At 33.9% G+C, this 16,069-nt stretch carries 21 protein-coding genes; 9 read left to right on the forward strand and 12 right to left on the reverse strand.

What is annotated here, in order from left to right; all coding sequences use genetic code 11:
* Window positions 1-57: 57 nt before the first annotated feature.
* Window positions 58-468, forward strand: coding sequence for a hypothetical protein (locus GGR42_RS13105; protein WP_245201472.1), 411 nt, complete (start codon window positions 58-60; stop codon window positions 466-468).
* Between the two features lie 9 nt (window positions 469-477).
* Here the strand turns inward: GGR42_RS13105 and GGR42_RS13110 are convergent, their stop codons facing one another.
* Together GGR42_RS13110 and hpf are read right to left on the reverse strand one after the other, a co-directional pair.
* Complete coding sequence (locus tag GGR42_RS13110) at window positions 478-1,299, reverse strand: universal stress protein (RefSeq protein ID WP_167964937.1); 822 nt, start codon at window positions 1,297-1,299, stop codon at window positions 478-480.
* Window positions 1,300-1,301: 2 nt separating this feature from the next.
* Window positions 1,302-1,604, reverse strand: a complete 303-nt coding sequence (hpf, locus tag GGR42_RS13115; protein WP_167964939.1) for a ribosome hibernation-promoting factor, HPF/YfiA family — start codon at window positions 1,602-1,604, stop codon at window positions 1,302-1,304.
* Window positions 1,605-1,722: 118 nt separating this feature from the next.
* On the opposite strand from hpf, the gene GGR42_RS13120 reads away from it, so the two are divergent.
* A complete protein-coding gene (locus tag GGR42_RS13120; protein WP_167964941.1) occupies window positions 1,723-2,175 on the forward strand; it encodes a DUF2267 domain-containing protein in 453 nt (150 codons plus the stop codon).
* An 18-nt stretch (window positions 2,176-2,193) separates the two neighbouring features.
* Complete coding sequence (locus GGR42_RS13125) at window positions 2,194-2,826, forward strand: WG repeat-containing protein (protein WP_167964943.1); 633 nt, start codon at window positions 2,194-2,196, stop codon at window positions 2,824-2,826.
* Between the two features lie 11 nt (window positions 2,827-2,837).
* Here GGR42_RS13125 and GGR42_RS13130 read toward each other — a convergent pair whose 3' ends face one another.
* Both GGR42_RS13130 and GGR42_RS13135 read right to left on the reverse strand, forming a co-directional pair.
* Window positions 2,838-3,227, reverse strand: coding sequence for a DUF302 domain-containing protein (locus GGR42_RS13130; RefSeq protein WP_167964945.1), 390 nt, complete (start codon window positions 3,225-3,227; stop codon window positions 2,838-2,840).
* Between the two features lie 133 nt (window positions 3,228-3,360).
* Window positions 3,361-3,693, reverse strand: coding sequence for a DUF1801 domain-containing protein (locus tag GGR42_RS13135; protein ID WP_167964947.1), 333 nt, complete (start codon window positions 3,691-3,693; stop codon window positions 3,361-3,363).
* A 212-nt stretch (window positions 3,694-3,905) separates the two neighbouring features.
* Between GGR42_RS13135 and GGR42_RS13140 the strand changes: the two genes are divergently transcribed.
* The 4 genes from GGR42_RS13140 to GGR42_RS13155 are packed head-to-tail and all read left to right on the forward strand — an operon-like array spanning window position 3,906 to window position 8,029.
* Window positions 3,906-4,997, forward strand: coding sequence for a site-2 protease family protein (locus GGR42_RS13140; RefSeq protein ID WP_167964958.1), 1,092 nt, complete (start codon window positions 3,906-3,908; stop codon window positions 4,995-4,997).
* Window positions 4,998-5,003: 6 nt separating this feature from the next.
* Window positions 5,004-6,086, forward strand: a complete 1,083-nt coding sequence (locus GGR42_RS13145) for an efflux RND transporter periplasmic adaptor subunit (RefSeq protein WP_167964960.1) — start codon at window positions 5,004-5,006, stop codon at window positions 6,084-6,086.
* Entirely contained in the window at window positions 6,083-7,345 is a 1,263-nt protein-coding gene (locus GGR42_RS13150) for an ABC transporter permease (RefSeq protein WP_167964962.1), read from the forward strand. The genes GGR42_RS13145 and GGR42_RS13150 overlap by 4 nt, the downstream gene beginning before the upstream one ends.
* Before the next feature lie 9 nt (window positions 7,346-7,354).
* The gene (locus tag GGR42_RS13155) at window positions 7,355-8,029 is read left to right on the forward strand and encodes an ABC transporter ATP-binding protein (protein WP_167964964.1); all 675 of its coding nucleotides are present in this window, start codon (window positions 7,355-7,357) and stop codon (window positions 8,027-8,029) included.
* A 9-nt stretch (window positions 8,030-8,038) separates the two neighbouring features.
* Here GGR42_RS13155 and GGR42_RS13160 read toward each other — a convergent pair whose 3' ends face one another.
* Window positions 8,039-8,932, reverse strand: coding sequence for a mechanosensitive ion channel family protein (locus tag GGR42_RS13160; RefSeq protein WP_167964966.1), 894 nt, complete (start codon window positions 8,930-8,932; stop codon window positions 8,039-8,041).
* 310 nt (window positions 8,933-9,242) lie between these two features.
* Between GGR42_RS13160 and GGR42_RS13165 the strand changes: the two genes are divergently transcribed.
* Entirely contained in the window at window positions 9,243-9,758 is a 516-nt protein-coding gene (locus GGR42_RS13165; RefSeq protein WP_167964968.1) for an NADPH-dependent FMN reductase family protein, read from the forward strand.
* 10 nt (window positions 9,759-9,768) lie between these two features.
* Window positions 9,769-10,038, forward strand: a complete 270-nt coding sequence (locus tag GGR42_RS13170; protein ID WP_167964971.1) for a heavy-metal-associated domain-containing protein — start codon at window positions 9,769-9,771, stop codon at window positions 10,036-10,038.
* Here GGR42_RS13170 and GGR42_RS13175 read toward each other — a convergent pair.
* From GGR42_RS13175 to GGR42_RS13205, 7 genes are all read right to left on the reverse strand, one after another.
* On the reverse strand, window positions 10,031-10,858 hold the full coding sequence (locus GGR42_RS13175) for a hypothetical protein (protein WP_167964973.1): 828 nt from the start codon (window positions 10,856-10,858) through the stop codon (window positions 10,031-10,033). The genes GGR42_RS13170 and GGR42_RS13175 overlap by 8 nt on opposite strands.
* 9 nt (window positions 10,859-10,867) lie before the next feature.
* Window positions 10,868-11,164 carry a chaperone modulator CbpM gene (locus GGR42_RS13180; RefSeq protein WP_167964975.1) on the reverse strand — a complete coding sequence of 99 codons (297 nt, stop codon included), beginning with the start codon at window positions 11,162-11,164 and terminating at the stop codon, window positions 10,868-10,870.
* 8 nt (window positions 11,165-11,172) lie between these two features.
* Window positions 11,173-12,060: a DnaJ C-terminal domain-containing protein gene (locus tag GGR42_RS13185; RefSeq protein WP_167964977.1), complete on the reverse strand. Its 888-nt coding sequence runs from the start codon at window positions 12,058-12,060 to the stop codon at window positions 11,173-11,175.
* Window positions 12,061-12,065: 5 nt separating this feature from the next.
* Window positions 12,066-12,860, reverse strand: coding sequence for a DUF6544 family protein (locus tag GGR42_RS13190; RefSeq protein WP_167964979.1), 795 nt, complete (start codon window positions 12,858-12,860; stop codon window positions 12,066-12,068).
* A 10-nt stretch (window positions 12,861-12,870) separates the two neighbouring features.
* Window positions 12,871-13,608 (reverse strand): sulfite exporter TauE/SafE family protein, encoded by a 738-nt coding sequence (locus GGR42_RS13195; protein ID WP_167964981.1) that lies wholly within the window; start codon window positions 13,606-13,608, stop codon window positions 12,871-12,873.
* Between the two features lie 256 nt (window positions 13,609-13,864).
* Window positions 13,865-14,908: a DUF1611 domain-containing protein gene (locus tag GGR42_RS13200; protein WP_167964983.1), complete on the reverse strand. Its 1,044-nt coding sequence runs from the start codon at window positions 14,906-14,908 to the stop codon at window positions 13,865-13,867.
* A complete protein-coding gene (locus GGR42_RS13205) occupies window positions 14,905-16,068 on the reverse strand; it encodes a M20 family metallopeptidase (protein WP_167964985.1) in 1,164 nt (387 codons plus the stop codon). The genes GGR42_RS13200 and GGR42_RS13205 overlap by 4 nt, the downstream gene beginning before the upstream one ends.
* Window position 16,069 lies beyond the last annotated feature (1 nt).

A 16,069-nucleotide genomic window follows, 5' to 3' on the forward strand; every position in this document is an offset into this window, starting at 1 on the left:
TGATTAATGTCATATTTAGTAATTTAAATGAGTCCTATTTTTGTCAAAAATAAAATCATGAAAATGACCAATTCTAAAAAAATCGGAAACGAAATATACCAAAATCTTGGCAGAATATTTTATGCTGTTGCTATTTCTGATAAACGTATACATAACAAAGAAATTGATATACTTAAAAAATTAATACGGGAAAAATGGTTGGATGTTGACGAAATTGAGGATGAATATGGCACGGACGCAGCATTCCAGATAGAAACTGTTTTTGATTGGCTACAGGAATATGAACAAGATGGTGAAACCTGTTATAAAGAGTTTTTAAGTTTCTATAAGGAGCATGAAAATATATTTACCCCAGAAATAAAAGAATTAATTTTACATACATCACATTCCATTGCAATGGCTTTTTCAGGCAAGAACAAATCAGAATTGGTTATGTTGGGGAATCTAAAAATACTTTTTAATAAATAGGGTTACAAATTACATTTTAATGGTTAACACCGGCAGTGTAGAATGATTGGCCAGGTCCTCACCAATACTTCCCATTAAAAAATGAGGAAGTCCTTTTCGCCCGTGTGTTGGCAAAGCAATGAGATCTACTTTGTTATGGGTACAATAATTTAGAATACCTAACTCCACGTTATAGTCATCATAAACAATTACTTTTAAATTTGTGCCTAGTTTATCTTGAAATTCAGATATTTTTTCTTCTATTTCCAGTGTTCGTAAAAACTTATTTCCTGGAGTATTAACATAAAGGAGCAGAAGTTCTGCCGAAAAAAGTTTGGAAAAATTAATGGTCTTTTTCAAAGCTTCCAATCCTTCTACTTTAAAGTCACTTGCAAACACAATTCTTTTTATTTTAAAATTTGGATTGGGAGATTTAACCACTAAAACGGGAACTTCTGAAGTCCTAACCACTTTTTCTGCATTGGAACCAACAAAAACTTCATCTAATCCCTTTGCTCCTTGGGAACCCATAATGATTAAATCAATATTTTGTTCCCTAGACACATTGTCTAGTTCACTAAACACTTTATAATTCTGTACAATTTCTGTGATTTTAATTCCTTTTGTATAGGGTTTATCCAAAAAACTTTTGAAACGTTTTTTGGATAAACCCATATAATACATAGCCTCTTTATATTCTTGGGCTTCATTCTTGTCATAGACCGACTCCGAAAGACCCATCATGTGCAATAAAACTATTTGCCCATTCATCTCCCTTGCAATAGAGCATGCAATCTCCAAAGCATATTCAGAGTAATCGGAAAAATCGACGGGAATTAGGATTCTATACATTCTTAATGGTGCTTATGAAAAATCTCTTTTCTCTTCTTTAATTGCCTTTCCAAATCATGGATAGTGGCAACTACAGCTTTTTCAAAATCATCCTCATTAGATTTAGCAAAAATTCTTGGTCCTGGACCACTCACTTCCATTTCGCATATTTTGCCCTTGCCAGTTGGGTCCTTTTCCAGTTTTAAAAACACTTGTGTGCTAATTACCCAATTGTACTTTTTTGCCATCTTGTCTAGCTTGTTGTTAATTATAGTACTTAATGATTCACTTGTTGGAATGTGTACGTACTGAATGTTGACTGTCATAATATTAGTTTTTGTAATTGGTCAAATTTAATTAGCAAATAAGAAATAGAACATGACCAATATCATTTTGGGTCATCAATAAATTTTTCACTTTTATACCAAATTAAACTAATAGATCATGGCAATAAATTTTAATCAATATGCTTCCGAGGGAAACAAATTTTTAAAGGACTATACGTATGAACTTAACCTCGGAGAAGACAGAGACAAAGCAGGGCGCATACTTGTTTCTACCCTACATGCGCTTAGAGATATAATCCCAATGCAGGAATCATTACAATTTATTGCGCAACTACCCATGTTTTTAAAAGGTCTTTATGTTCATGGATGGAGTTCCAAAAAGAAAAAGATTAAAATAAAACATGTTGCCGAATTTCTAGATTTAGTGAGACATCATGATGGTGCGGCCGCTGTAAATGATTTTGAATATGATGATGAGGTTGCTGAAAGATACATTAAAACAACTTTCATTTTTTTAAGGAAATACGTTTCTCTTGGAGAAATGGAAGACATTATGGATAACCTTCCAAAAGAATTAAAACATATAATTTATTACAATGTTCTTTTTTAGAAACTAAAACTTAAAAACATGAAAACAAAACTGTTTATAGTATTACTTATTTTAAGCATACCTGTCACAATGGTTTCTGCCCAAACAATTGGCGAAATTGATGAAATAGCTCCTTTTAGTGAAGGATTAGCGGCCGTAAGGCAAGATAATTCATGGGGATTCGTAAATGAGGAAGGTGCTTTGGTAATCGATTATAGAGATGACTTACATTGGAACAAGGATGCGAAATCCACAGATAAGGGGATTAATGCCATTAAGTATCCTCTTTTTAAAAATGGCCTGTGTATGATTAAAAGGATGGTTGAGAATATTCCTCATTATGGGTTTATCAACTCAAAAGGGGAACAAGTCATTGAACCAAAATTTTTAAATGTTTCTTCATTTGAAAACGGATATACCACAGGTATTATATATGAAAAAGTATTCAAGGGCAACAATGAATTCAATCTTAAGATTTACGATTATAAGTTCCATGAAGTGCTTATGGATTCTTCTGGGGAAATAGTAGAATTTTTATCTAGAAGAGACCACATACAAATGGTAAGAAAAAGATATGAAGTTCCGGAAATTAGGTCAAAAATGATTTCAAAAAATCTAATCGCCATACAATCCAGTGATAAAAGCTGGGAAATAAAAAAGTTAGTTCTTTAGGTTGTTTTTTCTTATAAACTATCAATAACCCTTCTTAATTTTTCACTTACCTCACCGGCAATATCAATTAAAGAGGGGTTTTCTATGGCTTGCATAGAAGCAATTGGATTTACAGCTGACACTTCTACAGCACCTTTTTCCCTTTCTTGAACAATTACATTGCACGGAAGCATTGTTCCTATTTTATCCTCGGCAAGCAGTGCTTTATGGGCAAATGAGGGGTTGCAGGCTCCAAGAATCTGGTAGTTATAAAAATCCACGTCCAATTTCTTTTTTAATGTAGCTTTAATGTCAATCTGCGTTAATACTCCAAAACCTTCCTTTTTTAATTGTTCTGTAACTTTCTCTACAACTTCATCAAAAGCTATGTTGTTCAAAATATTGGTATAATAGTATTTCATAATATTTCTATTTTTACAAGTAGAAAACCAACTGTGATTTTTTGGTAATGTACTAAGTTAATCGATTTACATAAATTTTCTATGGAGAACTTCCATCCTATTTAATTGTTCAAAGTGTTATAGTAAGACCTTATTAATTTTCTTTAACCAGTTTTAGTAAGTTAACAATTTTGACCTCATCAATTTCCTTTTTAGATCTTATTTCAATAATTCTCATGGTCTTTCCTTTACCTTGAAACAAAGCTATTTCCTCTTTGGATAAATCTTTGATGGAGAATCCCATATTGACATGGTTTTTTAAAGCAACCAAATAATACTTTCCATTAGCGTACGATGGCACACCCCATTTCATTTCCTCTATGATATTAGGGAATGTCCTAAAAATGATTTCCCTTAATTCACTACAGATTTCCTTCTGTGGAGATTTCAATTTTTTTATGTAGTCATCTACTTTTTCTTCTTTCATTTAGACTATTACTTTCACTTGTTACAACTTATAGACATTTATTATTATTACTAAATATCTGTTCTATATCCTCTTCCTTGTCCTTAGGTATTAAGCCAGTGCATCATCCTTCCAGTTAATACATAAAAATAATCGGTTTGTTCTATTTCATATATGATAATTGTCATTGCCAAAAACTCCTGCCCTGAATAATTTCACCAAAAATATTTTATATGAAAGGAGTATTAAAATTAGGCCGAATTTTAGGAACCAGTATTGAAGTACACTGGACTTTTTCACTTCTACTCTTGTGGATTGCCTATCTAGATTTTCAACGTGGCGGAAACCTTAACTCCACCCTTATAAGCATTGCATTTGTTCTTGTCCTTTTTCTATGTGTTGTACTCCATGAACTTGGACATGCACAAATGGCAAAAAGGTTTAAAATAAACACAAAAAAAATAACCCTTTTACCTATTGGTGGCGTTGCCACAATGGAAAAAATACCAGAAAAACCCAAACAAGAATTGCTTGTTGCCATTGCAGGTCCGGCGGTCAATGTTGTCATTGTACTTCTATTATCATTAGTAGTTCCCTTTAGGACCTATTTTAGCTTGGATATCGCCAATCTAGAAACACTTTTGAGGACATCCACTTTAGAGGTTTTTTTGTTCTATCTCTTAATGGCCAATGTTATGCTGGTGATATTTAATTTAATCCCTGCCTTCCCAATGGATGGAGGAAGAGTTTTAAGGGCATTGTTATCCTTTAAAATGGATAGGGTGAACGCTACTTCCATTGCCGCGGGATTGGGACAGTTTTTAGCTATCTTATTTTTTATTTTAGGTTTTATATTTAACCCCTTCCTAATTTTAATAGCACTCTTTATCTTTATAGGAGCGCAGAGTGAATATCAAATGGTAAAACAGAACGCTTTATTAAAAGGGTTTAAGGCTAAAGAAGCCATGCTGACTAAAATTAGCTTGTTAAAACCCAATGACACAATGAGCGAAGTTGTTAAACTTGTTTTAGATTCTACGGAAAAAGACTTTGTGGTTGTAGATAACGAAAATATTGTTGGGGTAGTTTTAAATAAAGATATAATTAAGTATTCTGATAAGCCTTCCATGACTGTAAAAGATGTTATGCAAACCACTTTTAAAACTGTTGATGCATCAGAAGAAATCAATAAAATATTTGGTCTCTTTGGAAATGAAAGAAATGGATTCTTTCCCGTACTGGAAAACAAAAAACTTGTGGGAGCTATAGACCTCACCAACATAAGTGAATTTATAGTGTTTAAGTCCAAAATAATTCAAACATAGATGACCATGTCCAAAATTTATGCTGTACTTCTGTTGGGTCTACTAATTTCTTGTGGTACAAAACAAGAAAAAATAAAACCTGAAATAAAGTCTATTACACAATCTATTTATGCTTCCGCTACCGTTCAACCAGATAGCTTGTATCTGGCCTATGCCGCAGTTAATGGTATTCTAGATGCAAACTTGGTAGAGGAAGGGGACAACGTTGAGAAAGGCACCCCCATTTTACAGATAATAAATACCTCTCCTAAACTTTCTACCGAAAATGCTAAAGTTAATGTACAATTGGCGAGAGATAATTATAAAGGGAGCTCTGCTCTGCTCAATGATCTTCAAGACCAAATTAAGGCAGCTACTTTGACACTTTCCAACGATTCCATTAATTTTTTTAGACAAAAAAATCTCTGGGAACAAAAAATAGGATCTCAAATAGAATATGATAATAGAAAGCTGGCATATGAACTTTCCAAAAACAACCTAAAACTCTTAAATAGTAATTATGACAGAACCCAAAGAGAACTCGCTGCACAACTAAAACAAGCACAAAACAATTATAAAAGCTCCCAAATTTTAACCAAAGATTTTACTGTTGTGAGCAAAATAAATGGTAAAGTTTATGCACTATTCAAAAATCCTGGAGAAATAGCAACTACAATGGAGCCGTTGGCATCCATTGGTTCAAAAAATGTTTTTGTTCTGGACATGTTGGTAGATGAGGTGGATGTAATCAAAATTAAAGTGGGCCAAAAGGCCATGGTTACATTGGATGCCTATAATTCCCGTGTGTTTGAAACTAAAATTAATAAGATATACCCAAGAAAAGATGAACGATCACAAACCTTTAAAGTTGAAGCCATATTTATAGCGCCTCCAGAAGTTTTATATCCAGGTCTATCTGGTGAGGCAAACATTATAATAGCACAGAAAGAAAATATATTGACCATTCCCAAAGAATACCTAATTGGAGAAAATAAAGTCTTAACAGAAAATGGGGAAGTAGAAATTGATCTTGGGTTAGAAAATTTGGACCATATAGAGGTCTTAAAAGGACTGGATTCGGAAACCTATATCTTAAAGCCAGACCAATGATAAACTGGAAGGTAATACTAAACATAGCCAAAACGCATTTGGTTACAAAACTTAAATCTACCATTACGGCCTCTCTTGGTGTAACCTTTGGGATCGGGGCCTATATTACCTTGGTAAGTTTTATGACTGGGTTAAATAACATGTTAGATGATCTAGTCCTCAACCAAACGCCACATATTCATTTATATAATGAAATAGAACCATCTATTGCCCAGCCTATTGAACTGCATGAGGAATTTGAAAATGCTTTGAACGTTGTTCATTCCATAAAACCCAAAAAAAGTCAACAAAAAATTCATAATGCCCTTCCTATCCTCAATTATTTAAAGCAGAATGAAAATGTGAAGGGTGCAACACCTCAAATTAGAGCCCAAATATTCTATATTTCTGGATCTATTGAACTTGGGGGAAATCTTACCGGGATTGATATTATGGAAGAAGTTAGATTATCCAACATTCAAGATTATATAATAAAAGGTAGTCCAGAAGCTTTAAAAAATAATGACAGTGGTATTTTGTTAGGCGCAGGTTTGGCAAAAAAAATGTCATTGGATGTTGGAGATAGAGTACAGGTAAGTACAGTAAAGGGAGATATTTTTCCATTAAAAATTGTAGGAATCTATCAAAGTGGAATTGCCGATATAGATAATGTTCTTAGTTATGCCAATATAAAAACGGTACAACGAATCCAAGGAGTAGCACAAAATTTTATAACTGATATCAACATAAAATTGCATGATATAGCCATAGCGCAAAGTATGGCCCTTAGTTTGGAGAAACAATTTAAAGTAAAGGCAACAGATATCAATGAGGCTAATGCCCAATTTGAAACGGGTTCCGATATTAGAAATTTGATAACCTATGCTGTTTCCATTACGCTTCTTATAGTTGCAGGCTTTGGAATCTATAATATATTAAATATGCTCATTTATGAGAAAATGAAGGACATTGCCATCCTTAAAGCAACGGGCTTCTCTGGAGCTGATGTACAACTTATTTTTATGAGCCAGGCTATGATAATAGGTGCAATTGGAGGCATCTTAGGTCTATTAATAGGATTTGGACTTTCTAGGCTTATAGATAATGTGGCTTTTGAAACCGAGGCATTGCCCACAATTACAACCTACCCCATTAACTATAATCCGTTGTATTACATCATTGGAATAACCTTTGCCTTATTGTCCACATTTGTTGCAGGGTACCTACCCTCCAATAAAGCTAGACGCATAGATCCAGTCCGAATTATAAGAGGAACCTAAAAAAGCATTATGGACTTAGTATTAAAGGCAGAAAACATAAATAAACATTTTAAAAAACCTGTACTGTTCCATGTCCTGAAGGATATTAACTTCAGCATAAAGAAAGGGGAATTTGCCTCTATCATGGGTAAATCTGGATCTGGAAAGTCTACTTTGCTATATATCTTATCCACAATGGATACTGATTATGAAGGTAAGTTGTTCTTAAATGAAGAGTTAATTACCGGGAAAGCACACCAGGAACTTTCAAGAATTAGGAACAAACATATTGGTTTTGTTTTCCAGTTTCATTATCTCTTATCAGAATTTAGTGTGCTGGAAAATGTAATGCTACCCGCCAAAAAGTTAGCTGAAAAATCACATATAGAAATTGAACATGATGCCATGGAAAAATTGAAAATGCTCAACATTGATCATTTGGCCTTGAAAAGGGCGTCTAGAATTTCTGGTGGCGAAAAACAACGTGTAGCCATTGCAAGGGCATTAATAAATAACCCCGCTATTTTAATGGGTGATGAGCCCACTGGAAATCTAGATAGTTATAACGCAGAAAACGTTTTCCAAATATTTAAACAATTAAAGGAAGAAAAAGGTCTTTCACTTCTGGTTGTTACACACGACAAGGATTTTGCAAACAGGACGGATCGTATAATTCAAATGGAAGATGGCAGAATTATTACCTAGTATATTAAGCTATTTTTGAATAGTAACTTCTGGAAGTCTTATTATTTCAATTGTAGCGGAAGCCAAAACTACTTTTCCGTTTGTTTTCTCCACTTCTTGATGAATCTTTTCATTAAGAACATGTTTTGTCATCCTTCTTTTTTTATAGTCAACTATATATCTTAAGTTAAATGAAATCCAATTATCTGTCATTGATATGGCCAATGTTGGTGCTACCACAGCGTCCTCAATATAATATTTGCCCACCACATCTTTCCATTTGGCCAAAGAATCAGTTGTGTACTCATTTAGCACTTCTGTGGCCACATTTATGAATAGGGTTTTAGCCAATTCCACATCGGAGCCATAACGTATGGGCAAATCGAACTCATCCCAAATAAAAGGAAAATCTTGCGAATAATTATAAATGGGCCCCCTAAACACAAAAGCATTGCTAAGCTTAACAATTCTGCCACTATAATTGTCACTGGTAACCCATTCGCCTATTTCCATCATTGTAGTATAAATACTATCAATATCAATTATATCCCCCTTAATTCCGTTAATCTGGACTCTATCCCCAGGCTTATAAACTTTAACCACAAAAATATAGATGGATCCAGCAATACTCAGTATTAATTCCTGTAATGTTATTGTAATACCCGCAGTAAACAACCCTATTGCCAAAGTAAAATCTTTGATATTTCCTGTAAAATAAGACAGAGTTAAAATGATTAAAAGTAGATACCCAAATATCTCTATTCCCTTTTGAGAACGATATCTAGTTGTAGAGTCTGGAAGGTTTTTTTTAATATATCGTCTAAAAAATTGAACAACAACAAGAATAAAAATTACCCAAGCCAAATATTTTAAAACACTTAGAGATAATGAGTTTTGTGACAACCATTGTTTTATTGCGTCCATTATTAAATATATAGTATATAATTAATATAAATCTGTTTACTAGTTCCTTTAACTTAAATATTTTCTTTGCGTATACTTAAGGCGGGAATATTGTATTTAGACACCCTATGTTTTACCAATTTCTTATTAGTAAGAGACTTAACGTCCCCTCTTTCCAACCTTACAAGCATATTGCCTTTTCTAGATTTATGCCTATTAAAATGTGAAACTATCCTACAGACTGGTAACAAAAAATGACCAAAGTCATTTTATATCGAATTGTGCTACTCTAATTTTATGGAATCTAAAATTCCATGCAAAATCATTTTTAATGAAACTAATAAAGAAAATACTCATTGGCTTCTTAATTTTCTTTGGGCTCTTTCTCATGTTCGCAATATGGTATAAATACCAATATTCCATGGATGAGGCCGTTAGTCGTGAGGTAAATTCCATCAGTTTAAATAAAAAATTGCTGATTGCAACACAGGGAAGCAATTTTAAAAACAAACTAACAGATGAAATTGTAGAATATTATAAAACAGATTCTACTTATATTAAAATCATGGATATTTCGTCTTTGGGTACTACTAACTTGGATGATTACGATGCTATTTTGATCATGCATACTTGGGAATACTCAAAACCTCCTTCCCCTATTCAATCTTTTATGAATAGTGGCAAGTATAATTCCAAAAAAATGGTGGTTTTTACAACCTCTGGGGAGGGTTCTTATAAAATGGAAAATGTAGATGCCATTACAGGGGCTTCAAAATTAGAAAATATTGGTAGTCATAAAAATGAAATTGTAAATAAATTAAATCCCATCATTCATAGAAACAACTAAAACATATAAAATGAACACTACAGTAGAAATTCAAAATTTAAAATGTTCTGGATGTGAAAACACTATAGTAAGAAGACTCAATACTTTGGAAGGAATAAGAAACATATTAGTAAACATGGAAGATTCAACACTTTCTTTTGAGTATGATACGCTTCTCAACCTTGAAGAATTAAAAAGAAATCTCAGAAAAATTGGGTATCCAATAACGGGGGATGCTAATAATTTAACAACAAAAACCAAATCCTATATTGCTTGCGCAGTTGGAAGCATGGCTAAATAATACTTTCTTCTCTTAAATCTTTTAAAAAGAAAAGGGATAATGTTGTTCCTATAATCCCAATACTAAACCAAAGTATAGCCAGAAACAAATCAAGGCTCAATTTTTGTAAATACATACTTAAAGACATGGCCATGAGAGCTATTCCCAAGGTACTGGTCTTTGTAAGCATCACACCAATTAGTTTAATTCCATATTGTCTATTCTTATAATACCCAATTACGGAAATCATCATTAAAGGGATTACTATTGCCAAATCCAGAGTATACACAATTAGCAGGGGTTCCCCGCTTGGAGTGTCAGATTTATAATTTGGTATAGTAATATGAGAAACAATATCGGAAAGCCATAAAAAACTTAGCATACCCGAAATTAATAAAAGGTATACCAGAACCAATCTCTTTATACTATTGTTCTTGGTGACATATTTTCTTTTCTCAGCCAATGTGTTTTTTAGTGAAATAAAAAGACCTATTAAGGAAAGGCTAAAGATTGGAAGATGAAAAAAATAAAGAAAAGTGAGCTTTGCCTCGAATACAAAGAAAGAGTAAGTGTACACAAAATAAAATAGTGTTCCACTTAAGACAGTTTCCCATTTTTTAGTTTTAATAGATTTCTGATATGAAAGCAGCAGCAAAGGGATTGCTACAAAAAGAGTGGCGATATCCTGGCCCAGCCATTGAGCATTGGCCCATTCTCCATCTAGGTATAGATCATTATTAACAATGCTTATTGCACAGGATATACTGGCAAGAACCAAAATAGAAAATGTAATGTACTTTAAAGAACCTACTTTATACAACTTGTTAAAACCCGATTCCATACCTTATTATTAGTGGCCTTCAAATCTGTTAAGTTTTCTTTTTAAAACGGTCAATTCTTCGTTTAGTTTCTCAATCTTTTCCAAAAGATGGTGAATTGCCTCCAACCCATCTATATTTATATTCAGATCATGGTGCAACCGGACCATTTTCTCAAGTTTTGGTAATTCATCAAGATGAAAAAAAGGTTGTTCTTCTGAATAATTAATTTGTACAATTTCAAACTCGCTAAGTGCAAAAACAAAAGATTCATCAATCCTATGGCTATCGCAAAAATCCGAAATTGCTATGTACTTTCTTGTTTCCATATCTTACGCTATAAATTTGTTTTGGCCAATTCTTTAAATAACTCTTTTTGCTTTTGGGATAATTTGGAAGGCATTTTAATAATATAGGTTACAAAAAGGTCTCCAAATTCCCCTTCCTTTTTGTATTTGGGAAAACCTTTACCCTGTAATTTAACCTTACTCCCATTTTGGGTTTCTGGTTTTACTTTCATTTTAACTTTTCCATCAAGTGTGTCCAGCGTTATTTCGCCTCCTAACACTGCCGTTGTCAATGGCAAATTAACCGTTTTGTAAAGATTTGCCCCATCCCTTTTAAAACTAGTGTTATTAAAAATTGAAAATGTGATATAAAGATCCCCATTGGGACCTCCATTGATTCCTTCACCACCATGCCCACTAATTTTTATAGTTTGGCCATCTTCAACTCCGGCTGGAATGGTCAAACGTATTTTCTTGTTATTTAGATTTAAAGTCTGTTTATGGGCTACCCTTATATCTGTTAAATTCAATTTTAGTTCTGCACTATAATCCTGGCCCCTGTACCTTACATTTCTCCCTTGGGTTCTGGAACTCCCTCCAAACATGGACTCAAAAAAATCGGAAAAATCTTCTGCTCTCCCGCTAGAATAGGTATAACCTCCAGGCCTTCCTTGTTGGCGTCCTGAGCTTTTTGCTTTCTCAAATTCCTCAGCATGCTGCCAATCTTTTCCATACTCATCGTACTTTTTGCGCTTTTCTGGGTCACTCAATACTTCATTGGCCTCATTAATTTGCTTAAACTTCTTTTCTGCTTCCAAATCATTGGGGTTAAGATCAGGATGATATTTTCTAGCAAGTTTTCTATAGGCCCCTTTAATATCTTTTTCGGAGGCTTTTTTATCAATCTCCAGTACCTTGTAATAATCAATAAATTCCATAAAACTCAATCTATTTTATAACTATATACATCACAGTTAAAATACTCAAAATCACCTTCTTTTAAATTCCATATTGCCCTCATGGAAGAAGGAATATATAATTCATCCATAATTTTATAATTTTCTGCTATTCCTGTAAAATATTCAAGGTTTTCATCACGGTATCTCTGTGCTTCATAAGAAACAATTAACCCTTCTTCATTAAAATGAAAAATACCTTCTGTTGAAATATTATTTATGGAAATATGTGCTTTTACGGAATTTTCATCCATTTCTTCCCATTTAATATTTTTGGATAAAAATCCAATGGGATAAAATATTAATTCTCCCAAATATCTCCCAAGTGCACTTACATCCGTTTTTGCCCCATCGGCAATTGCTATATCTTTAAGACCAGCAAAGCTAACTTTTACCTCTGCCATTCCTTGAATACTTTTATCCCGAATAAATATTGGAAATGCATTCGCGTTCCAAATAAAACCAGGGTGTTTGGCAATTATGTATTGCACCGCTGAAAATTTGGTCCATTTTTTTAATGGGTCTGTTTTAATTCTTCCAGATTGTTTAAATGTAACATTACAATCTATGCACATTCCCAATACACCTACCTTTTCCAGATATTTTTTCATAATAAAGGGCAAACCTTCCAAATCTTCTTTTTTTATGGTGCTTTCTTTTTTATCATAGATATTAAAAAGAAAGTCCTTTTCCTTTTCCACATGGGCATTAAAACGGTAAAAACCATAAAAAACAATAAGCACCAGTCCTAAAATAATCACTAATACGAGATAAAGGATCATATCAAAATTTTTAAGCTTTAAACAAATGGAACACTAATGTGACAATGCCTATTCCCATTAAAAGAAACAGTACAAATCTCTTAAACTGAGCTTGGGTAATTTTATCCAATATTCTCTTTCCCATGTAAGTCCCAATAATACTAACCACAATCAATATAGGAATCAAATAAAGGTCATCTACATGCACATACCCATTATACGTATAAACTATACTTCTACTAAAATCTATTCCCAAATCTATTATCGCCGAGGTAGCAATGAACTTATCTTTCTTCAAATTAAATGCGGTCATTGTTGCCCCCCTTATAGCTCCGCCAGTTCCCAATAACCCAGCAAACAATCCGGATAAGGTTCCACCTACAATGGCATTACTTTTGGATGGTTTTACCACAAAATTCCTATTTATAATCAATACTAGACTAAAAAGAATTAGAAAGCCGCTAAGGGCGTACATTAAAAATTCCGGATTGATATATTTACTTATAAATGCCCCAAGAGAGACAAATAATACAGCGGGTATTCCCAAGTATAATGCTAAGTTTTTATCGAAACCCTTTTTAAAAAAGGCAATTTTGGTAATATTACTGGACAAATGAAATAAAGCTGTAATTCCCAAAACAGACTGAAAATCCATGAAATAACTGGCCATTGGAACAAAAAAAACAGAAGAACCAAAACCACCTACTGTGCCCAAAATCTCTGCCAAAATAGAGAGGATAATAAATATGGGTAAATACCTGCTAAGCATAAAAATGAAGTTTAGTTGATCAAATCTAGACTTTGCATCCTGTTTTGAAAATGATAAATGTCATTCAGGATTGTAAACAAAGTAATCAGTGAATTCTTTATTATTACAATATCCAAAAAATAATAACCTAGAAGTATAGCAAACTCATAAAAATATTCTGTTAGGATAATTACAAAACACATAGTTTTAAAAAACACTAAAAAAATTAGTGCAAATAGAAGCTTACTGGCAAATGCTATATATCATTCCCGAAGTTTTATTTGTTAGAGTCCATATTTTCATCTAATGAAAATCCTGTAGTAGAAGATAATATTTGTTTCAATTCAGTAGTAGTGGTTGCATCAATTAAATTTAAAGTTTTCACATTACAGAGCTTTTCTACCAATTGCACACCTCCTAAAGTGTTAGATGTTATTCCGGTAACAATGTCGGGTACAATATCAAATGCCTTCATAAGACCATACACTGCGTAGGGATCAGATGCACTCAGAATAGTACACTTTACTTGCTCTCTTATAGCATTTATTGCCAAATCACCATTGTATGGCTCTAAAGGGGAAGCTCCTATTTCAACTATTACCACATCTGCATTTTCATGTTCAATCCTACTTAAAAGTTGTTCTAGCTTTTCTTTATACTCGTTCTCGGGGCATATGGACGAAGGAAGGCCAACATCTACAAAATCCATTACTGAATCTGCCCCTACATCTTTGATTGCCATAATATCCTTAAGTCTTCCTGCTCCGGTAAGCTTGGCGCCAACAACTTTATGTCCCGCAAGCTTTAACAAGTTGGTAACAATTCTGGCAGAAGTAGTTTTACCTGCGGACATAGAAGTCCCTACAAAAAGAACCACGGGAGTATTGAAGGGAATTTTTTTCATAGGTTTCACAAAACTTTCCATTGTAAGCTTTACACCATCTCTACAAACATGCCCTTTATATACTACCTCCATCATACTGGGCATAAAAACCGACTTGGAGGTTAACTTTCCCAATAGTCCTGCCCCGGTCAAAACACTCATCTTTAAATCGTCTCCCACATTTCTCCAAGATCCTGTAGCTTCCAAGGTTGCATGGCGTTCTCCCAAAGCCCCTACAATAGTTTCTCCACCAATTACCCCTCTCATTCGGCCATTGGTAAGTTCTAACTTTAAGGTTTCGCTGCCTGGATCAATTATTTCACAAACGACATAATCCCCTGTTTCCCATTGTTTTTTGGGTAATTCCTTTAGTTCAAACTCCTTATCGGAAAGATTGGAAATACGGGTTAAGGAAGTATAGATATATTTATTGTTCATGAGTTTTCATTTAACGGTTCTGCCAGTAGTAAAAGTGTTAGTAATGCTGTTCTCTCAATCAATTTATCCAAAAATATATATTCGTGCTCTGCATGGGCTCCATCTCCAGGTGTCCCCAGCCCATCCAGAGTCGCAGTAAACAGACTTGTAGTATTTCCATCAGAACCACCGCCAGCGGTTGCTTGTCCTAGATCTAGACCTAATAACTGCCCCTTATATTTGGCCATTTCCCATAATTTTTGATTACGAGAGTTTTTTTCCATGGGCCTTCTGCCAATACCTCCTTCTATATGCAATTCTATATCCTTAAGATAGGGTTTTAATTCTTTTATTTTTTTGGTGATATAATCCCCATCGGATTCCTTAAGTATTCTTACATCTACAACCGCCTTGCTACTGGGAGCAACAACATTTGGGGAAATTCCACCCTCAATCATACCTATATTCACCGTAATGCCCTTCTCCAAATCGTTCATGGCGTATAGTTTTTGTACTTGATGGGACAACTCCACAATGGCATTGATTCCCTGGTCTGGGTTTAATCCTGCATGGGCTGCTTTTCCTTCTACAGAGATAGTAAACCTTCCTATTCCCTTTCTTGCTGTCTTTAATTTTCCTTCCAAATCTAGTGGTGGTTCCAAAACAAAGGCACGGTTTGATATTTTTGCCAATTTTGCAATACTCTTAGTAGACTCCCTGCTTCCTATTTCCTCATCCGAGTTAATCAAAATTACTGGGGTTACAGAAAGGGACAAACCCAACTCTTTAATCGCTTGAAGTGTAAAAACAAGCTGCGTCAACCCAGATTTCATATCATAAATTCCCGGGCCTGCAATCTTACTTTTAGTTTGCGTAATGGGCATATGTGCCAAGGTGCTTTTCGGCCATACCGTATCACAATGTCCCACCAAAAGTTGTAAAGGGAGTTTTTTGTCCCTGTCTTTAGGACGAGCATATAAAAAACCCCCTGATTTGTTACCGGGAATATGTATTGCATAATATCCCAAAGTTTCTAATTTGTCCTTTAAAAACCTTAGCATTATATGCTGCATTTCCACCTCTTTTGATGGAGTTTCCATAGTGACGAGTTGTTTTAGAAAACCAATCATTTCTTCACCATGAGACTTTAAATATGCTTGTATATTATTTGGAATACCCATA

It is taken from the genome of Saonia flava, from assembly GCF_011927795.1.
GTDB classification, from domain to species: domain Bacteria; phylum Bacteroidota; class Bacteroidia; order Flavobacteriales; family Flavobacteriaceae; genus Saonia; species Saonia flava.